This is a genomic window from Acinetobacter nectaris CIP 110549, from assembly GCF_000488215.1.
Taxonomy (GTDB): Bacteria; Pseudomonadota; Gammaproteobacteria; order Pseudomonadales; family Moraxellaceae; genus Acinetobacter; species Acinetobacter nectaris.
In genome coordinates this window covers 998,385-1,014,465 of record NZ_KI530712.1, presented here as the reverse complement: position 1 = coordinate 1,014,465, position 16,081 = coordinate 998,385, and the positions used below count along the sequence as shown (strand labels likewise).

Annotated in this window: 13 protein-coding genes; 7 read left to right on the top strand and 6 right to left on the bottom strand. The window is 36.9% G+C overall.

The window, feature by feature from the left end:
* Positions 1-53 precede the first annotated feature (53 nt).
* Together rho and trxA are read right to left on the bottom strand one after the other, a co-directional pair.
* Positions 54-1,316 (bottom strand): transcription termination factor Rho, encoded by a 1,263-nt coding sequence (gene rho, locus P256_RS05075; protein ID WP_040331655.1) that lies wholly within the window; start codon positions 1,314-1,316, stop codon positions 54-56.
* Between the two features lie 314 nt (positions 1,317-1,630).
* A complete protein-coding gene (gene trxA, locus P256_RS05070) occupies positions 1,631-1,954 on the bottom strand; it encodes a thioredoxin (protein ID WP_023272611.1) in 324 nt (107 codons plus the stop codon).
* 252 nt (positions 1,955-2,206) lie between these two features.
* Here trxA and ppx point away from each other — a divergent pair, with 252 nt between their 5' ends.
* Genes ppx through P256_RS05045 form a run of 5 tightly spaced genes read left to right on the top strand, consistent with a single transcriptional unit; the run spans position 2,207 to position 7,321 of the window.
* Positions 2,207-3,727: an exopolyphosphatase gene (gene ppx, locus P256_RS05065; RefSeq protein WP_023272610.1), complete on the top strand. Its 1,521-nt coding sequence runs from the start codon at positions 2,207-2,209 to the stop codon at positions 3,725-3,727.
* 35 nt (positions 3,728-3,762) lie between these two features.
* A complete protein-coding gene (locus P256_RS05060) occupies positions 3,763-4,587 on the top strand; it encodes an acetyl-CoA carboxylase carboxyltransferase subunit alpha (RefSeq protein WP_023272609.1) in 825 nt (274 codons plus the stop codon).
* A complete protein-coding gene (gene tilS, locus P256_RS05055; protein ID WP_081401720.1) occupies positions 4,524-5,891 on the top strand; it encodes a tRNA lysidine(34) synthetase TilS in 1,368 nt (455 codons plus the stop codon). Before P256_RS05060 ends, tilS begins: the two co-directional genes overlap by 64 nt.
* A gap of 8 nt (positions 5,892-5,899) precedes the next feature.
* Complete coding sequence (gene proC / locus P256_RS05050; protein ID WP_155756747.1) at positions 5,900-6,739, top strand: pyrroline-5-carboxylate reductase; 840 nt, start codon at positions 5,900-5,902, stop codon at positions 6,737-6,739.
* A 12-nt stretch (positions 6,740-6,751) separates the two neighbouring features.
* Positions 6,752-7,321, top strand: a complete 570-nt coding sequence (locus P256_RS05045) for a YggT family protein (RefSeq protein ID WP_023272606.1) — start codon at positions 6,752-6,754, stop codon at positions 7,319-7,321.
* A 43-nt stretch (positions 7,322-7,364) separates the two neighbouring features.
* On the opposite strand, the gene trhA is transcribed toward P256_RS05045, so the two are convergent.
* Positions 7,365-8,018 carry a PAQR family membrane homeostasis protein TrhA gene (gene trhA / locus P256_RS05040; protein ID WP_023272605.1) on the bottom strand — a complete coding sequence of 218 codons (654 nt, stop codon included), beginning with the start codon at positions 8,016-8,018 and terminating at the stop codon, positions 7,365-7,367.
* A gap of 100 nt (positions 8,019-8,118) precedes the next feature.
* Here trhA and P256_RS05035 point away from each other — a divergent pair, with 100 nt between their 5' ends.
* On the top strand, positions 8,119-9,333 hold the full coding sequence (locus P256_RS05035; RefSeq protein ID WP_023272604.1) for a class I SAM-dependent methyltransferase: 1,215 nt from the start codon (positions 8,119-8,121) through the stop codon (positions 9,331-9,333).
* Positions 9,334-9,393: 60 nt separating this feature from the next.
* Here P256_RS05035 and P256_RS05030 read toward each other — a convergent pair whose 3' ends face one another.
* The 3 genes from P256_RS05030 to P256_RS05020 all read right to left on the bottom strand — a co-directional run bounded on the left by P256_RS05030 (position 9,394) and on the right by P256_RS05020 (position 14,331).
* Complete coding sequence (locus tag P256_RS05030) at positions 9,394-11,088, bottom strand: glycoside hydrolase family 13 protein (protein ID WP_023272603.1); 1,695 nt, start codon at positions 11,086-11,088, stop codon at positions 9,394-9,396.
* A 206-nt stretch (positions 11,089-11,294) separates the two neighbouring features.
* Positions 11,295-13,106, bottom strand: coding sequence for a glycoside hydrolase family 13 protein (locus P256_RS05025; protein ID WP_023272602.1), 1,812 nt, complete (start codon positions 13,104-13,106; stop codon positions 11,295-11,297).
* 199 nt (positions 13,107-13,305) lie between these two features.
* Positions 13,306-14,331, bottom strand: a complete 1,026-nt coding sequence (locus tag P256_RS05020; protein ID WP_407637981.1) for an AraC family transcriptional regulator — start codon at positions 14,329-14,331, stop codon at positions 13,306-13,308.
* Positions 14,332-14,740: 409 nt separating this feature from the next.
* Here P256_RS05020 and P256_RS05015 point away from each other — a divergent pair, with 409 nt between their 5' ends.
* A complete protein-coding gene (locus P256_RS05015; RefSeq protein ID WP_155756746.1) occupies positions 14,741-15,973 on the top strand; it encodes a carbohydrate porin in 1,233 nt (410 codons plus the stop codon).
* The last annotated feature ends 108 nt before the right edge of the window (positions 15,974-16,081 follow it).

Genomic DNA, 16,081 nt, shown 5'->3' with positions numbered 1-16,081 from the left:
ATAGTGAGCTTATTAAATAAAAGCCCCACAAGAAGTGAGGCTTTATTGTAAGACTATTGTTTACGTTTCATTTGTTCAAAGAAATCGTCATTTGTTTTTGTTTCTTTCATACGATCAAGCAAGAACTCAATTGCATTCAATTCATCCATAGGATGTAGAAGTTTACGTAGAATCCAAACTTTACGAAGGTTGTCTTCACCCATGAGTCGCTCTTCACGACGTGTACCTGATTTTTTCATGTTCATGGCAGGGAATACACGTTTTTCAGCAATACGGCGATCAAGTATAATTTCTTGGTTACCTGTACCTTTGAATTCTTCGTAAATCACTTCATCCATTTTACTGCCTGTTTCAATCAGTGCAGTAGAAATGATGGTTAAAGAGCCACCTTCTTCGATATTACGAGCAGCACCAAAGAAACGCTTTGGACGTTCAAGAGCATGAGCATCTACACCACCTGTGAGTACTTTGCCAGATGATGGGATAACAGTGTTATATGCACGAGCAAGACGAGTAATAGAGTCAAGTAAGATAACAACATCTTTCTTGTGTTCTACAAGGCGTTTTGCCTTTTCAATGACCATTTCTGCAACTTGAACATGGCGCGCAGGCGATTCGTCAAATGTAGATGCCACGACTTCACCACGAACACTGCGTTCCATTTCTGTAACTTCTTCAGGGCGTTCGTCAATAAGTAAAACGATAAGGAATACTTCAGGGTTGTTACGTATAATTGATTGCGCCATGTTTTGTAATAACATGGTTTTACCAGCTTTAGGTGGTGCAACAATAATAGAACGTTGACCTTTACCAATAGGTGCAATAAGGTCGACAACACGCGCTGTTAAGTCTTCACTTGAACCATTACCAAGTTCCATCACTAATTGTTCAGTGGGGAAGAGTGGTGTTAAGTTTTCAAATAAAATTTTATTACGTGAATTTTCAGGTGTGTCGTAGTTAATTTGATTTACTTTTAATAGTGCAAAATAACGTTCGCCTTCTTTTGGTGGGCGAATTGTTCCGGCAATTGTGTCGCCAGTACGTAAATTGAAACGACGAATTTGAGAGGGGCTTACATAGATATCATCAGGTCCTGCAAGATACGATCCTGCCGCTGAACGTAAAAATCCGAAACCATCAGAAAGAATTTCTAAAACACCGTCACCAAAAATCTCTTCCCCATTCATTGCATGGCGCTTCAGAATAGCAAAAATAATATCTTGTTTACGGTTACGTGCCATCCCCTCAAGGCCCATGAACTCTGCAATTTTAATGAGTTCGCCAATCGGTTTTTTCTTGAGTTCAGTTAAATTCATAGGTGGTTCAATATAGATAAGAGCATCGGAGTCAAAAATAGAATAGATGTAAGATTCGACCAAATGCACAAAGCATTGAGCAGTTTCTTTTGCACAATACAAACGCAGAAATCTGGTTAATTGTTTTGAAGAGAAAATTAAACAATTGCTTTGCCGAACGGCGATCTTATGTGTTGTATCTTTTCAGAAAAAGTGTAGCGAATTTTGTTGCTGCATCTTTCTTAGAGTTAAAATATAAGTGACTGAGCATTAATTGTCAATTTTTTAAGAAAATAAATACGCCAAATTGATGGCGTATTTATGGTTATCGCAGATTAAATATTTTCGTCAATGAATGAAGCTAGTTTTGAGCGTGGCACAGCGCCTACTTGTTGGGCAACAACTTCACCATCTTTAAAGAGTAAAAGTGCAGGAATATTACGGATATTGTAGTTTACTGCTGTTTCTTCGCAGTTTGTTACATCCACTTTTACAATTTTTACTTTACCATCGTATTCACGAGATAAATCTTCAAGTACAGGTGCGATAGCTTTACATGGACCACACCAAGCAGCCCAAAAGTCTACAAGTACAGGTGTTTCAGATTCAAGAACATCTGCTTTAAAGTCGGCATCTGTTGTGTTTACAAGGTTTGACATCGAATGACTCCAGATTAGTTTTATTGCTGTGGTTATATATAAGTATTACACAGCAATTTTCAAGCGTATAGTTATTTAATATGACTTTAATGGGTTAAAAGTTATCTGTCTAACAGGGATTAACGATATATTTTATTACTCTGAACTATCGAATAAAGAGTAAAAAACATGATTTTGCATCGCAAAAGCACTTTTCAATCTAAAGAGAGTGGATTACTCTAAGTAACAATTCATTTTGAGTTTTTTTGCACGATGTCCGATTTTCTGATAGATGAGGAATTGCTAGCAGCAATTGATATGGGATCTAATAGTTTTCACTTAGCGATCGCACGTGTTGATCACGGTGAAGTAAAAAAAGTAGTGTCCATGTCAGAAAAAGTACAATTAGCTGCTGGATTGGATGAAGATGAAAATTTAACAGAAGCAGCGCAACAGCGTGGACTGGCATGTTTGGCACGTTTTGTTGGACGTCTAAGTTCGGTACAGCCAAATAGATTGCGTATTGTTGCAACGAATGCATTGCGCCAAGCAAAAAATGGCCATGAGTTTATGCAAAAAGCTGCTGAAATTTTACCAAAGCCTATTGAAATTATTGCTGGTAGAGAAGAAGCAAGATTAATCTATTTGGGTGTTTCCCATACTATGGCAAACGGTGGTCGTCGTTTAGTCGTTGATATTGGCGGTGGCTCAACTGAGTTTATTATTGGTGAAGAGTTTGAACCAATACATACCGAGTCATTGCAAATGGGATGTGTTGTTTTTACCAACCGTTTCTTTGCAAATGGTGATATTTCACATAAGAATTTCCAAAAAGCATTTGTTGCTGCATGTAAAGAATTAACAGCAATTGCAAATGTATACCGTGCTGAGGGCTGGGATACGGCTGTTGGTTCGAGCGGTACAATTAAAGCTTGTCGCCAAATTATGATTAATATGGGGCTGAGTGATGAACAAGAAAGTATTACGCGTGAAGGTTTAGAGAAATTAAAAGATAAGCTTCTAAAATATAAACACGTTTCGGACTTAGATTTTGATGGGTTAAAAGAAGATAGACGAGCAGTTTTGCCAGCTGGGCTTGCAATTCTCTATGCAATTTTTGAAGTCATGGAAATTGATCGCTTAATGTTCTCTGATGGTGCATTAAGAGAAGGTGTCATGTACGACTTATTGGGTCGATTTAAACATGAAGATATTCGAGATCGTAGTGTTCAGGCTTTAGTAGGACGTTATGGTGCGGATGTAAAACAAGCAGAGCGAGTTGTAAAAACAGCACAACATTTGTTTGATAATGTACAAGAATCTCTGAATTTAACGAATGAAGACAGTGACTTACTAAGACGCGCAGCTTATTTGCATGAAATTGGTTTAGCGATTAGTCATGGTGGTTATCACCGTCATGGTGCATATTTACTACAACACTCAGATATTCCTGGTTTCTCGCAAATTGATCAGAACCATTTGTCTGAACTTGTTGCTCACCACCGTCGTAAGATTAAAAATGAAGCAAAAAATGAAACGCTAAAAGCAGGTAGTATGTCACTTGTTTATCTGTGCTTATTACTTCGTTTAGCAGTTTTACTAAATCATAGTCGTAGCGATGAGATGCTTCCTGCCATTGAATTGAAGGTATTGAATGAGCAACAATGGCAACTCACTGTTTCTGGCGATGCGAAACAATGGCCATTACTGGTTGCAGATCTGCATGATGAGCAAACGCAATTTAAGCATTGGGACATTGATTTGATCATTCAGTCGGAAAAATTTATCGATTAACTCGATTTAGTTAATTTAAGGATAATATTCGACCTATGAAAAATAAATCGGCTCAAACGAAAGCATGGAAAACAGTGCAAATTGCACGTCATCCAGAACGTCCACAGTTTTTAGATTATGCCAATGAGCTTTTTGAAGACTTTGATACCTTACACGGCGATCGCTTATTTGGTGATGATGGTGCAATGGTTGGCGGTTTAGCTCGTTTTGATGGAAAACCTGTCATGGTTGTTGGTCAACACCGTGGTCGTTCAACAAGAGAACGTTTACAGCATAATTTTGGTATGTGTAACCCTGAAGGTTATCGTAAGTCTCAGCGTCTTTTAGACTTAGCAGAGCGCTTTAACCTACCTGTATTAACATTTATTGACACAATGGGTGCTTACCCAGGTATTGGTGCAGAGGAACGCGGACAAGCGGAAGCAATTGCGACAAGTCTTGCACAGCTTGCTAGCTTAAAAGTACCTGTAATTGCAACAGTATTGGGTGAAGGTGGTTCAGGTGGTGCATTAGGTATTGGTGTTGCCGACCGTGTAATTATGCTTTCACACAGTATTTATTCTGTAATTTCTCCAGAAGGCTGTGCTTCTATTCTATGGAAAACAGCAGAAAAAGCAGAGCAAGCAAGTGAAGCATTGGCACTAACAGCAGATAAGCTTGTGAAAATGGGAATTGTTGAACATGTTATAGATGAGGGGGAAGGTGCTCATCTTAATGTTGAACAAGTGATGCAAAGTTTGAAAGAGGTTCTAAACCAAACTTTAGCTGAGTTACAACCAATGGATGCTGATGAAAGATGCGAAGCACGTTACCAACGTTTAATGAAGTTTGGCAGCGACAATCCAGGGATTGTATCTTAGCAGACGCGGAATTTTATTTTCCGAAACATCATTTCCTTATAGGTTGCAGTGGTGGCATGGATTCCATGCTACTGCTGTATCTATTTTCTAAACTTTTCCCCCATCGTGTACGTGCAATTTACATAGATCATCAATTACAGTCTTTAAGTAAAGGTTGGGGTGAGTTTGTGGCAAAATTTTGCCATCAAAATAGTATTCCCTATATTTCACAATCTGTTGTTGTGCAAGATGGAAATTTAGAGCTGCAAGCTAGAAATGCACGCTATGGGGCATTTCAAAAACATTGTCATAGTCATGAAATTCTGGTTTTAGCCCATCATCAGCAAGATCAAGCTGAGACTCTATTGCTACGCTTATTTTCTGGTGCGGGTATTAGTGGCTTATCTGCGATGAAGACCATTGATCGGCGTTTGGGATTATCTATTTGGCGACCATTACTTAATATTTCTAAAGAACAGCTGCATACGTGGGTAGAACAAGAAAATATTCCTTTTGTAGATGATCCTACAAATTTTGATGAGCAGTATGATCGTAATTGGGCAAGAGCAACGCTTTGGCCTGTTATTCAGCGTAGATTCCCTCAAATGCAAACGGCAGTGAGCCGTACAACAGAGTTGATGCAAGATGCTGATGAAATCTTAAAAGAAATAATTAAGATGGATAGTGCATCATGTATTTCTGATAACACATTAGATTTAGAAAATTTTTTAGTACTTTCTTTAGCAAGGCAAAAACAGCTACTTTCTTATTGGATGAAAGGCGATCATGGTTATCGTCCGAGTCTAGATACTGTTAAACGTATTCAGCATGAAGTAATTGATGCTCGACCTGACGCACAAGCATCCTTATTTGTTTCACCTTTTTGGTATACTCGTTTTCAAGGGAAGTTATATCAGCTTACGGAAAAAGAGTATTTGTCTAGTCGTTTTGATATTATCGCTTCAGAAGATCTAATCATAGATAAAAATACTGTGTTAAAACTTCTGCAAGGGAACTTTGAATGTACTATGCAGCAAAAAATAGGTCTAAGTCCTGATTTGCTTGGTAAAAAGCTATATTTAAGAGCCAAAATAAATGGCGAAAAAATACATTTATATGGTCGTGTAGGTCACTGGCCTCTTAAAAAAGCGATTCAATCTGCCAAAATTTTTCCTTGGTTGAGGCATAGAGTACAAATTCTGCAATTTGAAGATGTTATTTTAGGGGTATTTACACCACAAGGCTTTTGGTTGGCACAGTCTAAATATTGTGAAAAAAATGGGTGGCAGCCAAAACTTGTGAAGAATTTGAAGGCTAATTGTTAGACATGGATATAGACGTATTATTAAATCATAAAATTGGTTTTATTGGTGGCGGTAACATTGCACAAGCATTAATTGGGGGGCTTGTGGTCAATGGTTTTCCGAGAGAGCAAATTTGTGTGGCAGAATCTTCCGAAAGTGTTCGAGAGGTTCTCCAAGAAAAAGATATTAGTATTTTTAAAGAAAGTACCGATATGTTGTATTGGGTTGACGTTGTAATTCTTGCAGTAAAGCCACAAGAGCTAGCATCTGTTTTAGAGCCATTAAAAAATTTGTTTAAAGATAAATTAATTATATCGATTGTGGCAGGTGCATCACTTTCTACACTTGCACAACTTACAAATACATATAATATTGTAAGGGCAATGCCAAATATTCCTGCATTGGTTCAGACAGGGGCACATGGTATATTTGCATCGGCAGATGTGAATGAGGTAGATAGAAACCTTAGTGCGAAAATACTTGCTGTGACAGGGCTTTGTATTTGGGTTAAAGCTGAGAGTGACTTAGACGCAGTTACTGCAATTTCAGGCTCTGGCCCAGCATACTTTTTCTATATGATGGAAAGTATGATTCGTGCAGGAAAAAATATGGGGTTAGATGAGAAGACAGCGGCAGCATTAACGCTACAAACTGCATTGGGCGCAGCTCAAATGGCAATTAGTAGTGGGTTTTCTCCGGCAGAGTTACGTAAGAAAGTAACTTCTCCAAATGGAGCAACTGAAGCAGCATTACAGGTATTTGACAGAGAGTCGATTTCTCAAAGTATCCAAACTGCGCTCGCAGCAGCTCAAAAATGCAGTCAAACGCTAACTCAAGGACTTAGCGAAAGTACCAAATCATCAAGTTAGGACATAATATCTATGGGTGCAAACAGTGCGCAAATTCTTAGCATCTTACTGAATGCTGTTATTTTATTGATATTTGGCAGGTTCTTGATACAGTTGGCGATGGTTAATCCATATAATCCAGTTGTACTTGCAACAATGAAGGCGACAAAGTTTGTAGATACATTTAGTCGTATTTTTCCAACTGTTGCTAAAGGCAGGGTAAATCTTGCAGCAATTGCATTACTTATCGTGTTATGCCTATTGAAAAACTTTGCTGAGATGTATCTCTCAGGCACTCCTCCCTATAGTGCATGGTATTTATTGGTTTATACCTTTGTAACTATGATTCAAGCTTTAATTAGTATCTGTCGATATCTTATTTTTGCAACGATTATTCTAAGTTGGGTAGTTGTGTTTACTCAGTCTAGATCACCATATATTGAAGTAATACAAGAACTTGCAGAGCCACTTCTTGCACCATTTCGTCGCATTATGCCAAATATGGGCATGATTGACTTATCACCAATGGTTGCATTTTTAGCGTTATATATTGCCGAAATTTTAATGAATGAAGTTGCAAGAGTTCTATTAACGGGTTTATAGAAAATAGATACTTTAAAAAAAGGCTATCAAATGATAGCCTTTTTTATATATGGTGAGGAATCGTATATTTATAAATAGCAAGAAAATGGGCACCTGCACCTAATAAAACAAAAACATGCCAAATTGCATGTGTATAGCGAATTTTCTTTAGTGCATAAAAAATAGCACCAATCGTATAAGCTAATCCACCAATAACAAGTAGCTGTAGACATTCAGGTGAGAGGTAAGTTCTCATATCATTAAACATGAGTACAGCAAACCATCCCATTGTAATATAGGCAATGAGTGATACTTTTCCAAAACGATGTGCAAAAAATATTTTAAATAGCGTGCCAATAGCAGTCATGACCCATAAAGCAATTAAAATATAATGAGCTTTGGGTGTTGGGATGTTGAGGTATAAAAGTGGTGTATATGTACCTGCAATTAAGTAGTAAATAGCAGTATGGTCTAGCTTTTTATACCATCTTCTTGCTTCTGGTGTTTTTGACCAATGGTAAAGGGTAGAGCTAGAAAGTACGAAGATTAAACCAAAGCAATATACCCAAATACTAAGCCAACCTGTACCTGTTAAAAATGATGTTTTAAAAATGAGCTGAATGCTTGCAATAATTGCGATTGCAGCACCTAAGCCATGTGTTAAAACATTTAGGCGCTCTTCTTGGATATCATAGTTTAAGATTTGATCTGTTGTCATAGCATCCACATTATTAAAAATACACTTGTATATTAATTCAATTTTGCTTTTAAAGTAAGAAGATTTAAAATGGATTTGTAACTTTATTTAGGTAGTGGTCATGGTAGTTCAAGATTTTGCTTCTGAGCAGGAAAAACAGTTTTTTTATCAAGTGAAAGCGTTATTCGATCAGAATGCTTTTGAGCGTCTTGTTTTAAGTAAGTATCAGGGCGCAGAAGCACATCTTGAAAAAATGAGCTTTAGAACAATTGAAATTCAGCAACAGGTGATGGTTTCAGCAGTTTATCGTTATCAAACACAGGATGTCACAAAAAACTATACAGTAGATGAAGCTTTGTCTCAGATCTATACCGAACTTCAGTATGTGAAACAGGCAAACTTGTGGGGTGCTGAGGCCGAATGGCAACTCAAAAAAGCCAAGAAGAAAGCAATTTTGACACAGAGTAAACAGCAACAGGTACGTGTTTCAAATGCAAGCCATGACCGAGAGAAGCATCGATATATTGAACAGAATCAAGCGTATTTAACTGATTTAGGAATTACAGATCAGCAGCGTAAAGTTATTCCAAGCATGGCAAGAAAGTGGAAGCAGATTAATAAGTTTATTGAAACTTTCTCTAGTGCTTTAGATCAAATTAAAATGAAAGATAAGCAATTGCATGTTGTGGACTTCGGTTCGGGTAAAGGTTATTTGACCTTTGCGATGTATGATTATTTGAGCCAAAAAGGTTGGAGTCCTCATATTACGGGTGTTGAATTAAGAGATAATTTGGTTGATTTTTGTCAAAAAGTGGCAGATAAAAATGCATTTAGTGCACTTGATTTTTTTCAAGGGGATGTCCGCAGTTATTCTCCTGAGCATTTAGATGTCATGATTGCCTTACATGCGTGTGATATTGCAACAGATTTTGCGATTCATTGTGGTATACGTTTGAATGCATCTATGATTATGTGTGCACCATGCTGTCATAAGGAATTGCGTCCACAATTACAAAGCCCTGAAGTTTTACAGCCTATGTTGCAATATGGTATTCACCAAGGGCAGCAGGCAGAAATGTTAACAGATACGATTCGTGCGCTTTTACTGAATGCTTATGGCTATGAAACGAAAGTATTTGAGTTTGTTGCACTTGAGCATACGAGTAAAAATAAAATGATTTTAGCCGTAAAAAAGCAGGACTTTGTTGAACCTGATCAGAAAGTTATACAGCAAATACAGAAATTAAAAGAAATGTATGGCATTAAAAACCATAGTTTAGAAAGATTGTTAGCAGATGAAACTGTTGATCAGCAACGCGAAGGATGTCGCTGTTAATCTAATTTTTTTATGAGTATAAGTGAAGCAGGCAACTTTAGAAGTTGCCTGCTTTTTGGATTAATTCAGTCGATAAATACCTGATTGCCAAGGTGCCAATTGAAGGCTTGTTGCATTGTTTTGAACTGACTTTTGAGCACTGCTTTCAATGACTGTGGAGGCTATAGATAAATCCTCTGGCAGAGGGTAATCTATTTCACTGTCTTTAAAGTTCACAACAACTAAATATTTATAATCACCATCGATACGTGTATATGCGTAGACTGAATCATGATTTAAGTCTAAATCGTGATAGCTACCATAGGTAAGAGTTGGTATTTCATGTCTGAGTTGAATAAGTGACTTGTAGTAGCTAAATACGGAGTCAGGATCATTCACTTGACGAGCAGCATTGATTTCTTTGTAGTTTGGATTGACTTTCAACCATGGTGTACCTGTGGTAAAGCCCGCATTTTCTGTATCATCCCATTGGAATGGCGTGCGTGCATTATCGCGCGATGTATATTTAGATGCTTCAAGGAACTTGTCGGCAGGGACTTTTCCTGTTTCTACTAAATCTTTCCAAAAACCTGTAACACCAATATCATCAAAATCTTCAATTGTTTGGAATGGATAGTTAGTCATGCCTAACTCTGTACCTTGGTAGATAAATGGCGTTGCAGGCTGAGTGAGAATAACCGTTCCTAATGCTTTTGCAGAGGCAACACGCCATTCAGGGCGATCATCACCAAAGTGTGAAACAACGCGTGGATTATCGTGGTTGTCTAGAAAAAATGCATTCCATCCATGTTCACCTGCGGTTTGGTGTAAGTCATGAATAATTTTTCTGAAATGAGGGAGTGTCCAGTCCTTACGACGCCATTTTTCAGCATGGTCTACATCTAGTCTTACAAGATCGAATGTGAATGCCATATTTAATTCTTTGCGGCGATGATCTGTAAATTTAATAGACTCTTCAGTCGGTACACCAAATATTTCACCTGCGGTAACAACATCGTATTCAGAAAATACTTTTTCATTAATTTCACGAATGTATTGATGTAAGTGAGGCCCTTTTGTATATTCTTCATCAAAATTAAGGACTTGTTCAGGTGTGAACTCAGGGAAGTTTGGTATTTTTGAGAAAGTTGCGACGGTATCTAAACGGAAGCCTGAAACACCTTTATCTAACCAAAAGCGTAGCATGTTGTAGAGGTCTTCTCTAACTTTTGGGTTATCCCAATTTAAGTCAGGTTGCTCTTTTGCAAAGTAGTGGAGATAGTATTGACCTGTGGTATCGTCTTTTGTCCATGCAGAGCCTCCGAAGAAAGAAGGGTAATTATTTGGTTCATCTCTCCAAAAGTAATAATCACGGTATGGGTTATCTTTACTGCTTCTACTTTGGACAAACCATTCATGTTGATCACTTGAGTGGTTAATTACAACATCGACCATTAAACGCATATTACGTTTTTGCATTTCAGAGATTAGGCGGTCGAAATCTTCCATTGTGCCGTACTCTTCCATAATTTTTTCATAGTTACGGATGTCGTAGCCATTATCTGTATTTGGAGAGTCGTAATGAGGGTTAATCCAAATTGCATCAATACCAAGTTGTTTTAAGTAGTCTAGTTTTTCAATAATTCCATTAATATCTCCAACGCCACTGCCATTGGTGTTTTTAAAAGAGCGTGGATATACTTGGTAAAAGACAGCTTGTTTCCACCAAGTTGGCAGTTGTGATGATTTTTGAATTTGATCTACAGATTGTATCATAACTTTCCCACTATTTGTTTTCAATATGAAAAATAAACTTATATTTAATAAATGAATGATAACTAAAGTTATTCTATAAAAAGATTGTACGTTACCTTGGGATAGGGGTTTGATGTAGTTTAGTTATTTGATTGGCATGTTTTTGAAAAGATGTATTGATATAAAAAAAGCCCCATAAAGATGAGGCTTTTTAAAGTCACTGAAAATTAATTAAGTTTATAAATACCAGACTGCCAAGGTGCTAACTTAATTGAAGTTGCATTTTGTTCTATAGGAGATTTTGCATTGCTTTCTACAACAGTAGATTGAATGGAAATATCTTCTGGTAATTTGTAATTCACTGAATTTTCTTTAAAGTTTACAATAACTAAGTACTTTTCATTGCCATCAATACGTGTATAGGCATATACCGTATCATTATTCAGGTCTAAGTCATGATACTCGCCGTAAGTGAGTGCAGGGATGTCATGTCTAAGTTGAATCAATTTACGGTAGTAGTTTAATACAGAGTCAGGATCATTTATTTGACTTGCTGCATTAATTTCTTTGTAATTTGGATTCACTTTCAACCATGGTTTACCTGTAGTAAAGCCTGCATTTTCTGTTGCATCCCATTGGAATGGTGTACGGGCATTATCACGGCTTGTAACTCGTGCTGCTTTTAAGAACTCTTCTTTAGAGACTTGACCTGTTTCTACAAGATCTTTCCATGAACCTTTTACGCCAATATCATCAAAATCATCAATTGATTTGAATGGATAGTTTGTCATACCCAATTCAGTACCTTGATAGATAAAAGGTGTTGCACGTTGTGTCAAAATTACTGTTGCAAGCGCTTTTGCTGAAGGTACGCGCCATTTTGGACGGTCATCACCAAAGTGAGAAACAACACGCGGATTATCGTGGTTATCTAAGAAAAATGCATTCCAACCATATTGACCTGCTGTCTTATCAGAAGTATTTACAGTTTGACGGAATTTAGAAAGAGTCCAGTCTGTACGACGCCATTTTGCTTTTGGATCAACATCAATACGAATAAGATCAAAAGTAAAAGCCATATTAAGCTCTTCACGACGACGATCTGTAAAACGGATAGAGTCTGTTGCAGGAACACCAAAGATTTCACCCGCAGTCACTACATCGTAATGGGAAAAAACTTCTTTATTCATCTCATGAATGTATTTGTGCAGATTAGGGCCTTGTGTATATGCTTCATCAAAATCTTTTTTCTGATTTTCAGAAAGATCTGGAAATTCAGGTATCTTAGAAATAGTTGCAACCGTGTCTATACGCATACCTGATACACCTTTATCTAGCCAGAATTTCAGCATTTTATAAAGGTCTTGTCTAACTTTTGGGTTGTCCCAGTTTAGGTCAGGCTGTTGTTTTGCAAAGTAATGCAAATAGTACTGGTCAGATTTAGCATCTTTTTCCCAAGCTGAACCACCAAAGAATGAAGGATAGTTATTTGGCTCTTTGCCATCTTTACCATCTTTCCAGAAATAGTAGTCACGGTATGGGTTATCTTTGCCACTTTGACTTTGAATAAACCAAGGATGTTGGTCACTTGTATGGTTGATCACAACGTCGACCATTAGGCGCATATTTCTCTTTTTCATTTCAGAAATAAGGCGGTCGAAGTCTTCCATCGTCCCATATTCTTTCATAATGTCTTGATAGTCGCTGATATCATAGCCATTATCTTTATTTGGTGATGCATAGTGCGGATTGATCCAAATTGCATCTATACCCAAATTTTTTAAATAATCTAGTTTTTCAATAATTCCGTTGATATCGCCAACACCACTTCCGTTGGTGTTCTTAAATGATCTTGGATAGATTTGATAAAATACAGCTTGTTTCCACCAAGCAGGTAACTGCTCAGATTTTTGGATATTATCCTGAGAAACAGGAGTAGTTGAGACTGGTGTTGCTGCACTAACAGTTTGAAGACTAGAAAAAGACATTGCTACTGCGAAAAAAGGTGCAATAGCAGAAGTTAACCTACGATTCAGCATATGAAATGACGCTCCATGGTCGTTATATTTAAACTGTGAAATAATCCTTATATATACATAGTATATCTTATTTAATTGTTTTTGCTGTTTAATAAGTGATCTTTCTATTTTTTTTGAATGTAAGTTGCTTGAATTAAAGGGAATTATTATATTTAAAAATGTGATTATCCTCACGTATTGTAAGGATAATCATGATCTCTTATAAAGAACCGTGTAACTGTCTGTAAAGACCTGGAGTTACACCTGTCCACTTTTTAAAAGCTCTATGAAACGTACTTGTTTCACTAAAACCAACTTGTTGTGCTACATCTTCTAGTGTCAATTTAGGTTGGAGTAATAAATGAATTGCAGCATCTCTCCGAAGAGCATCTTTAACGCCTTGGTAACTACGACCTTCTGATGCTAAACGTCTACGTAGGGTTTGAGGAGAGAGGTAGAGCATTGATGCAACATCATTTAATGTTGGCATTTCTTCACCAATGTGGCTTTTGAGCACATCTCTGATACGTGATGTAAGTGAATTTGTATTTTTGAACTTAACCAGTAATTGTGCAGGTGCAACTTTAAGAAAGTCTTCTAATGTTTCTGTATTTTGACGAATAGGAAGGTCTAGATAGTCAGCAGCAAAGGTAACTTCTGTACGTGCCATATCAAATTGAATCACAGGTGCAAAGAATAGGGCATCATATTCATCTGCTTGTTCAGGTCTGCTGTAGTTAAAGTGAACACGTTCTAAAGGAATTCTGCGGTCAATTAACCATGAAGCAAGACCATGCCAAATCATGAGCATACTTTCGGTCATGAAATGATTTGGATCATCTGTTTTAGGAATAAATGGGACGAATCGTGCTTCGTGCTTATCATGTTCTAAACCAATATACCAGTCATCTCCAAAAAGTCTATAGAACTGTGTAGATAGTTCCAAAGCTTCTCTAAGTGTTTTTGCATGAATGATTAATTGACACATCATTGCAAAAGTACCTAAGCGACGTGGCTGTGCAGAGAAGCCTGCATGCTCATCTTGAGTTACCATCCAAAGCATTTTAATAAAGCGAGTATATTGCTCAGGAGAAATACGTGCTTTTGCTTGCTTTAATAGTTCAGCTTCAATGCCCACATGAGAAAGCAATGTTTCAACATCCATACCGAGTTTTTTTACGCCTGTGAGGGCAGCATTAACAAAGTAAATGCTAATTGTATCGCGGCTGACATTGAGCCCATCAATAGCTTTTATATTCACAAATAATAAACCTAGACAATAATTGAAAGTATAAAGAGATGTTGCGTGCTGTTTTGGACAGCAAAGCTGTTTATTGAGTTATAGAGCATGTATTAGAAAGGATATATTTCTAATCGTGGAAACTCAGATTGATATTAATTTTAACATAAAAGTCTAAAATAGAGTAAATGCTTTATTATTAATGCTATTAAAAAAATATATGTATGTGGGAGTCTAATATTCGTTAATAAAAAATATATGTTATTGATATTTAATAAGTTAGTTTCTTTTATCGTTTTTTGTTATAAATAAATTATTACATTTCAGTGTTTTAACAAAATATTTAACAAATGTTACAATAATAATAGTATTCTATATTATTCAATAAAACAACAAAGGTTATGTACAAATGGATATGTCTTCATTAATCTTTCGTTTATCTATATGTACAATGATGGTGTCAGGATTGACTCAAGTACATGCAGAAGATGCGTTTAATGCAAAAAGCCCTTATATGCTTGGTGATTGGGCTGGAGAAAGGACTGCATTAAAACAAAAAGGATATGATTTCTCATTGGAATATACGGGTGAGCTTGCAAATCTTTTAGACTCTAAAAACTCGTCAAGTCATGGAACGGCATATTCTGATCAAATTAAGTTAGGTGCAAATTTAGATCTAAGTAAAATACTTGGATGGAATGACACGCAAGCACAACTTACGATTACACATCGTAGTGGGCAAAATCTTACCAATACTTCAGATGCACTAAATGGACAACTTAGTTCTGTTCAAGAGGTTTGGGGGCGTGGTCAAACATGGCGTTTAACTGATTTATGGATTAAGAAGCAGTTTTTTTACCAAGCACTAGACATAAAAGTGGGTCGTTTTGGTGAGGCTGAAGATTTCAATAGTTTTGAATGTAACTTTCAAAACTTGGCGTTATGTGGTGGACAAGTTGGTAACTGGGAAGGTGACCAATGGTACAATTGGCCTGTAAGCCAATGGGCAGCACGTGTAAAATACAATGTAGAGCCAAATTTATATGTACAGGTAGGTGCTTTTGAGCATAATCCTGAAAATTTAGAGCGTGGAAAGGGCTTTAATTTAAGTACGGACGGTTCAGATGGTGCGGTTATTCCTGTAGAAGTGGTTTGGCAACCAAAGATTTCGACAGAAGCCTTACCTGGTGAGTATCGTTTAGGGTATTCTTATAGTACAGTAGACAAAAATAGTCGAAATGTAAGTGTTTCACATAAACAAAGCACATGGATTTCAGCTAAACAGCAACTTACAGCACATCATGGTGATCTAAGTCGAGGATTGACGGGTTCTTTCAGTACATCTTTCTTTGATAATGACACAAAAAATATTGATGATAGTCAAATATCAAATATGCAAAATATTGGCTTGACCTATACAGGCCTCTTTGATGCACGTCCACAAGACGAAATAGCTTTAGGTTTTGCACGTATTCACAAATCAGGTGCACGCTATGATAGCGAGTATGATGCAGAACTTTACTATGGTCTCCATCCTACGAATTGGTTAACAGTTCGTCCAAATGTTCAATATGTCCGTCATATTGGTGCATTAAAAGATGGTAATAATGCTTGGGTGGGAGGCGTTAAACTCATCACAGCATTTTAATTTTAAGCTTGTGCCTTTAAAATGATTTAAGGGCACTTATTTGAACAAACCTAAATTATTCATCTGCAAAGTGGTATGGGTAATTAAGGTTTGTTCTATTTGTATAAA

What these genes read in the sequence shown, in the direction of transcription:
- rho (WP_040331655.1), bottom strand. Translation starts at nt 1,316, where the DNA reads ATGAATTTAACTGAACTCAAGAAAAAACCGATTGGCGAACTCATTAAA.
- trxA (WP_023272611.1), bottom strand. Translation starts at nt 1,954, where the DNA reads ATGTCAAACCTTGTAAACACAACAGATGCCGACTTTAAAGCAGATGTT.
- ppx (WP_023272610.1), top strand. Translation starts at nt 2,207, where the DNA reads ATGTCCGATTTTCTGATAGATGAGGAATTGCTAGCAGCAATTGATATG.
- P256_RS05060 (WP_023272609.1), top strand. Translation starts at nt 3,763, where the DNA reads ATGAAAAATAAATCGGCTCAAACGAAAGCATGGAAAACAGTGCAAATT.
- tilS (WP_081401720.1), top strand. Translation starts at nt 4,524, where the DNA reads ATGCGAAGCACGTTACCAACGTTTAATGAAGTTTGGCAGCGACAATCC.
- P256_RS05045 (WP_023272606.1), top strand. Translation starts at nt 6,752, where the DNA reads ATGGGTGCAAACAGTGCGCAAATTCTTAGCATCTTACTGAATGCTGTT.
- trhA (WP_023272605.1), bottom strand. Translation starts at nt 8,018, where the DNA reads ATGACAACAGATCAAATCTTAAACTATGATATCCAAGAAGAGCGCCTA.
- P256_RS05035 (WP_023272604.1), top strand. Translation starts at nt 8,119, where the DNA reads ATGGTAGTTCAAGATTTTGCTTCTGAGCAGGAAAAACAGTTTTTTTAT.
- P256_RS05030 (WP_023272603.1), bottom strand. Translation starts at nt 11,088, where the DNA reads ATGATACAATCTGTAGATCAAATTCAAAAATCATCACAACTGCCAACT.
- P256_RS05025 (WP_023272602.1), bottom strand. Translation starts at nt 13,106, where the DNA reads ATGCTGAATCGTAGGTTAACTTCTGCTATTGCACCTTTTTTCGCAGTA.
- P256_RS05015 (WP_155756746.1), top strand. Translation starts at nt 14,741, where the DNA reads ATGTCTTCATTAATCTTTCGTTTATCTATATGTACAATGATGGTGTCA.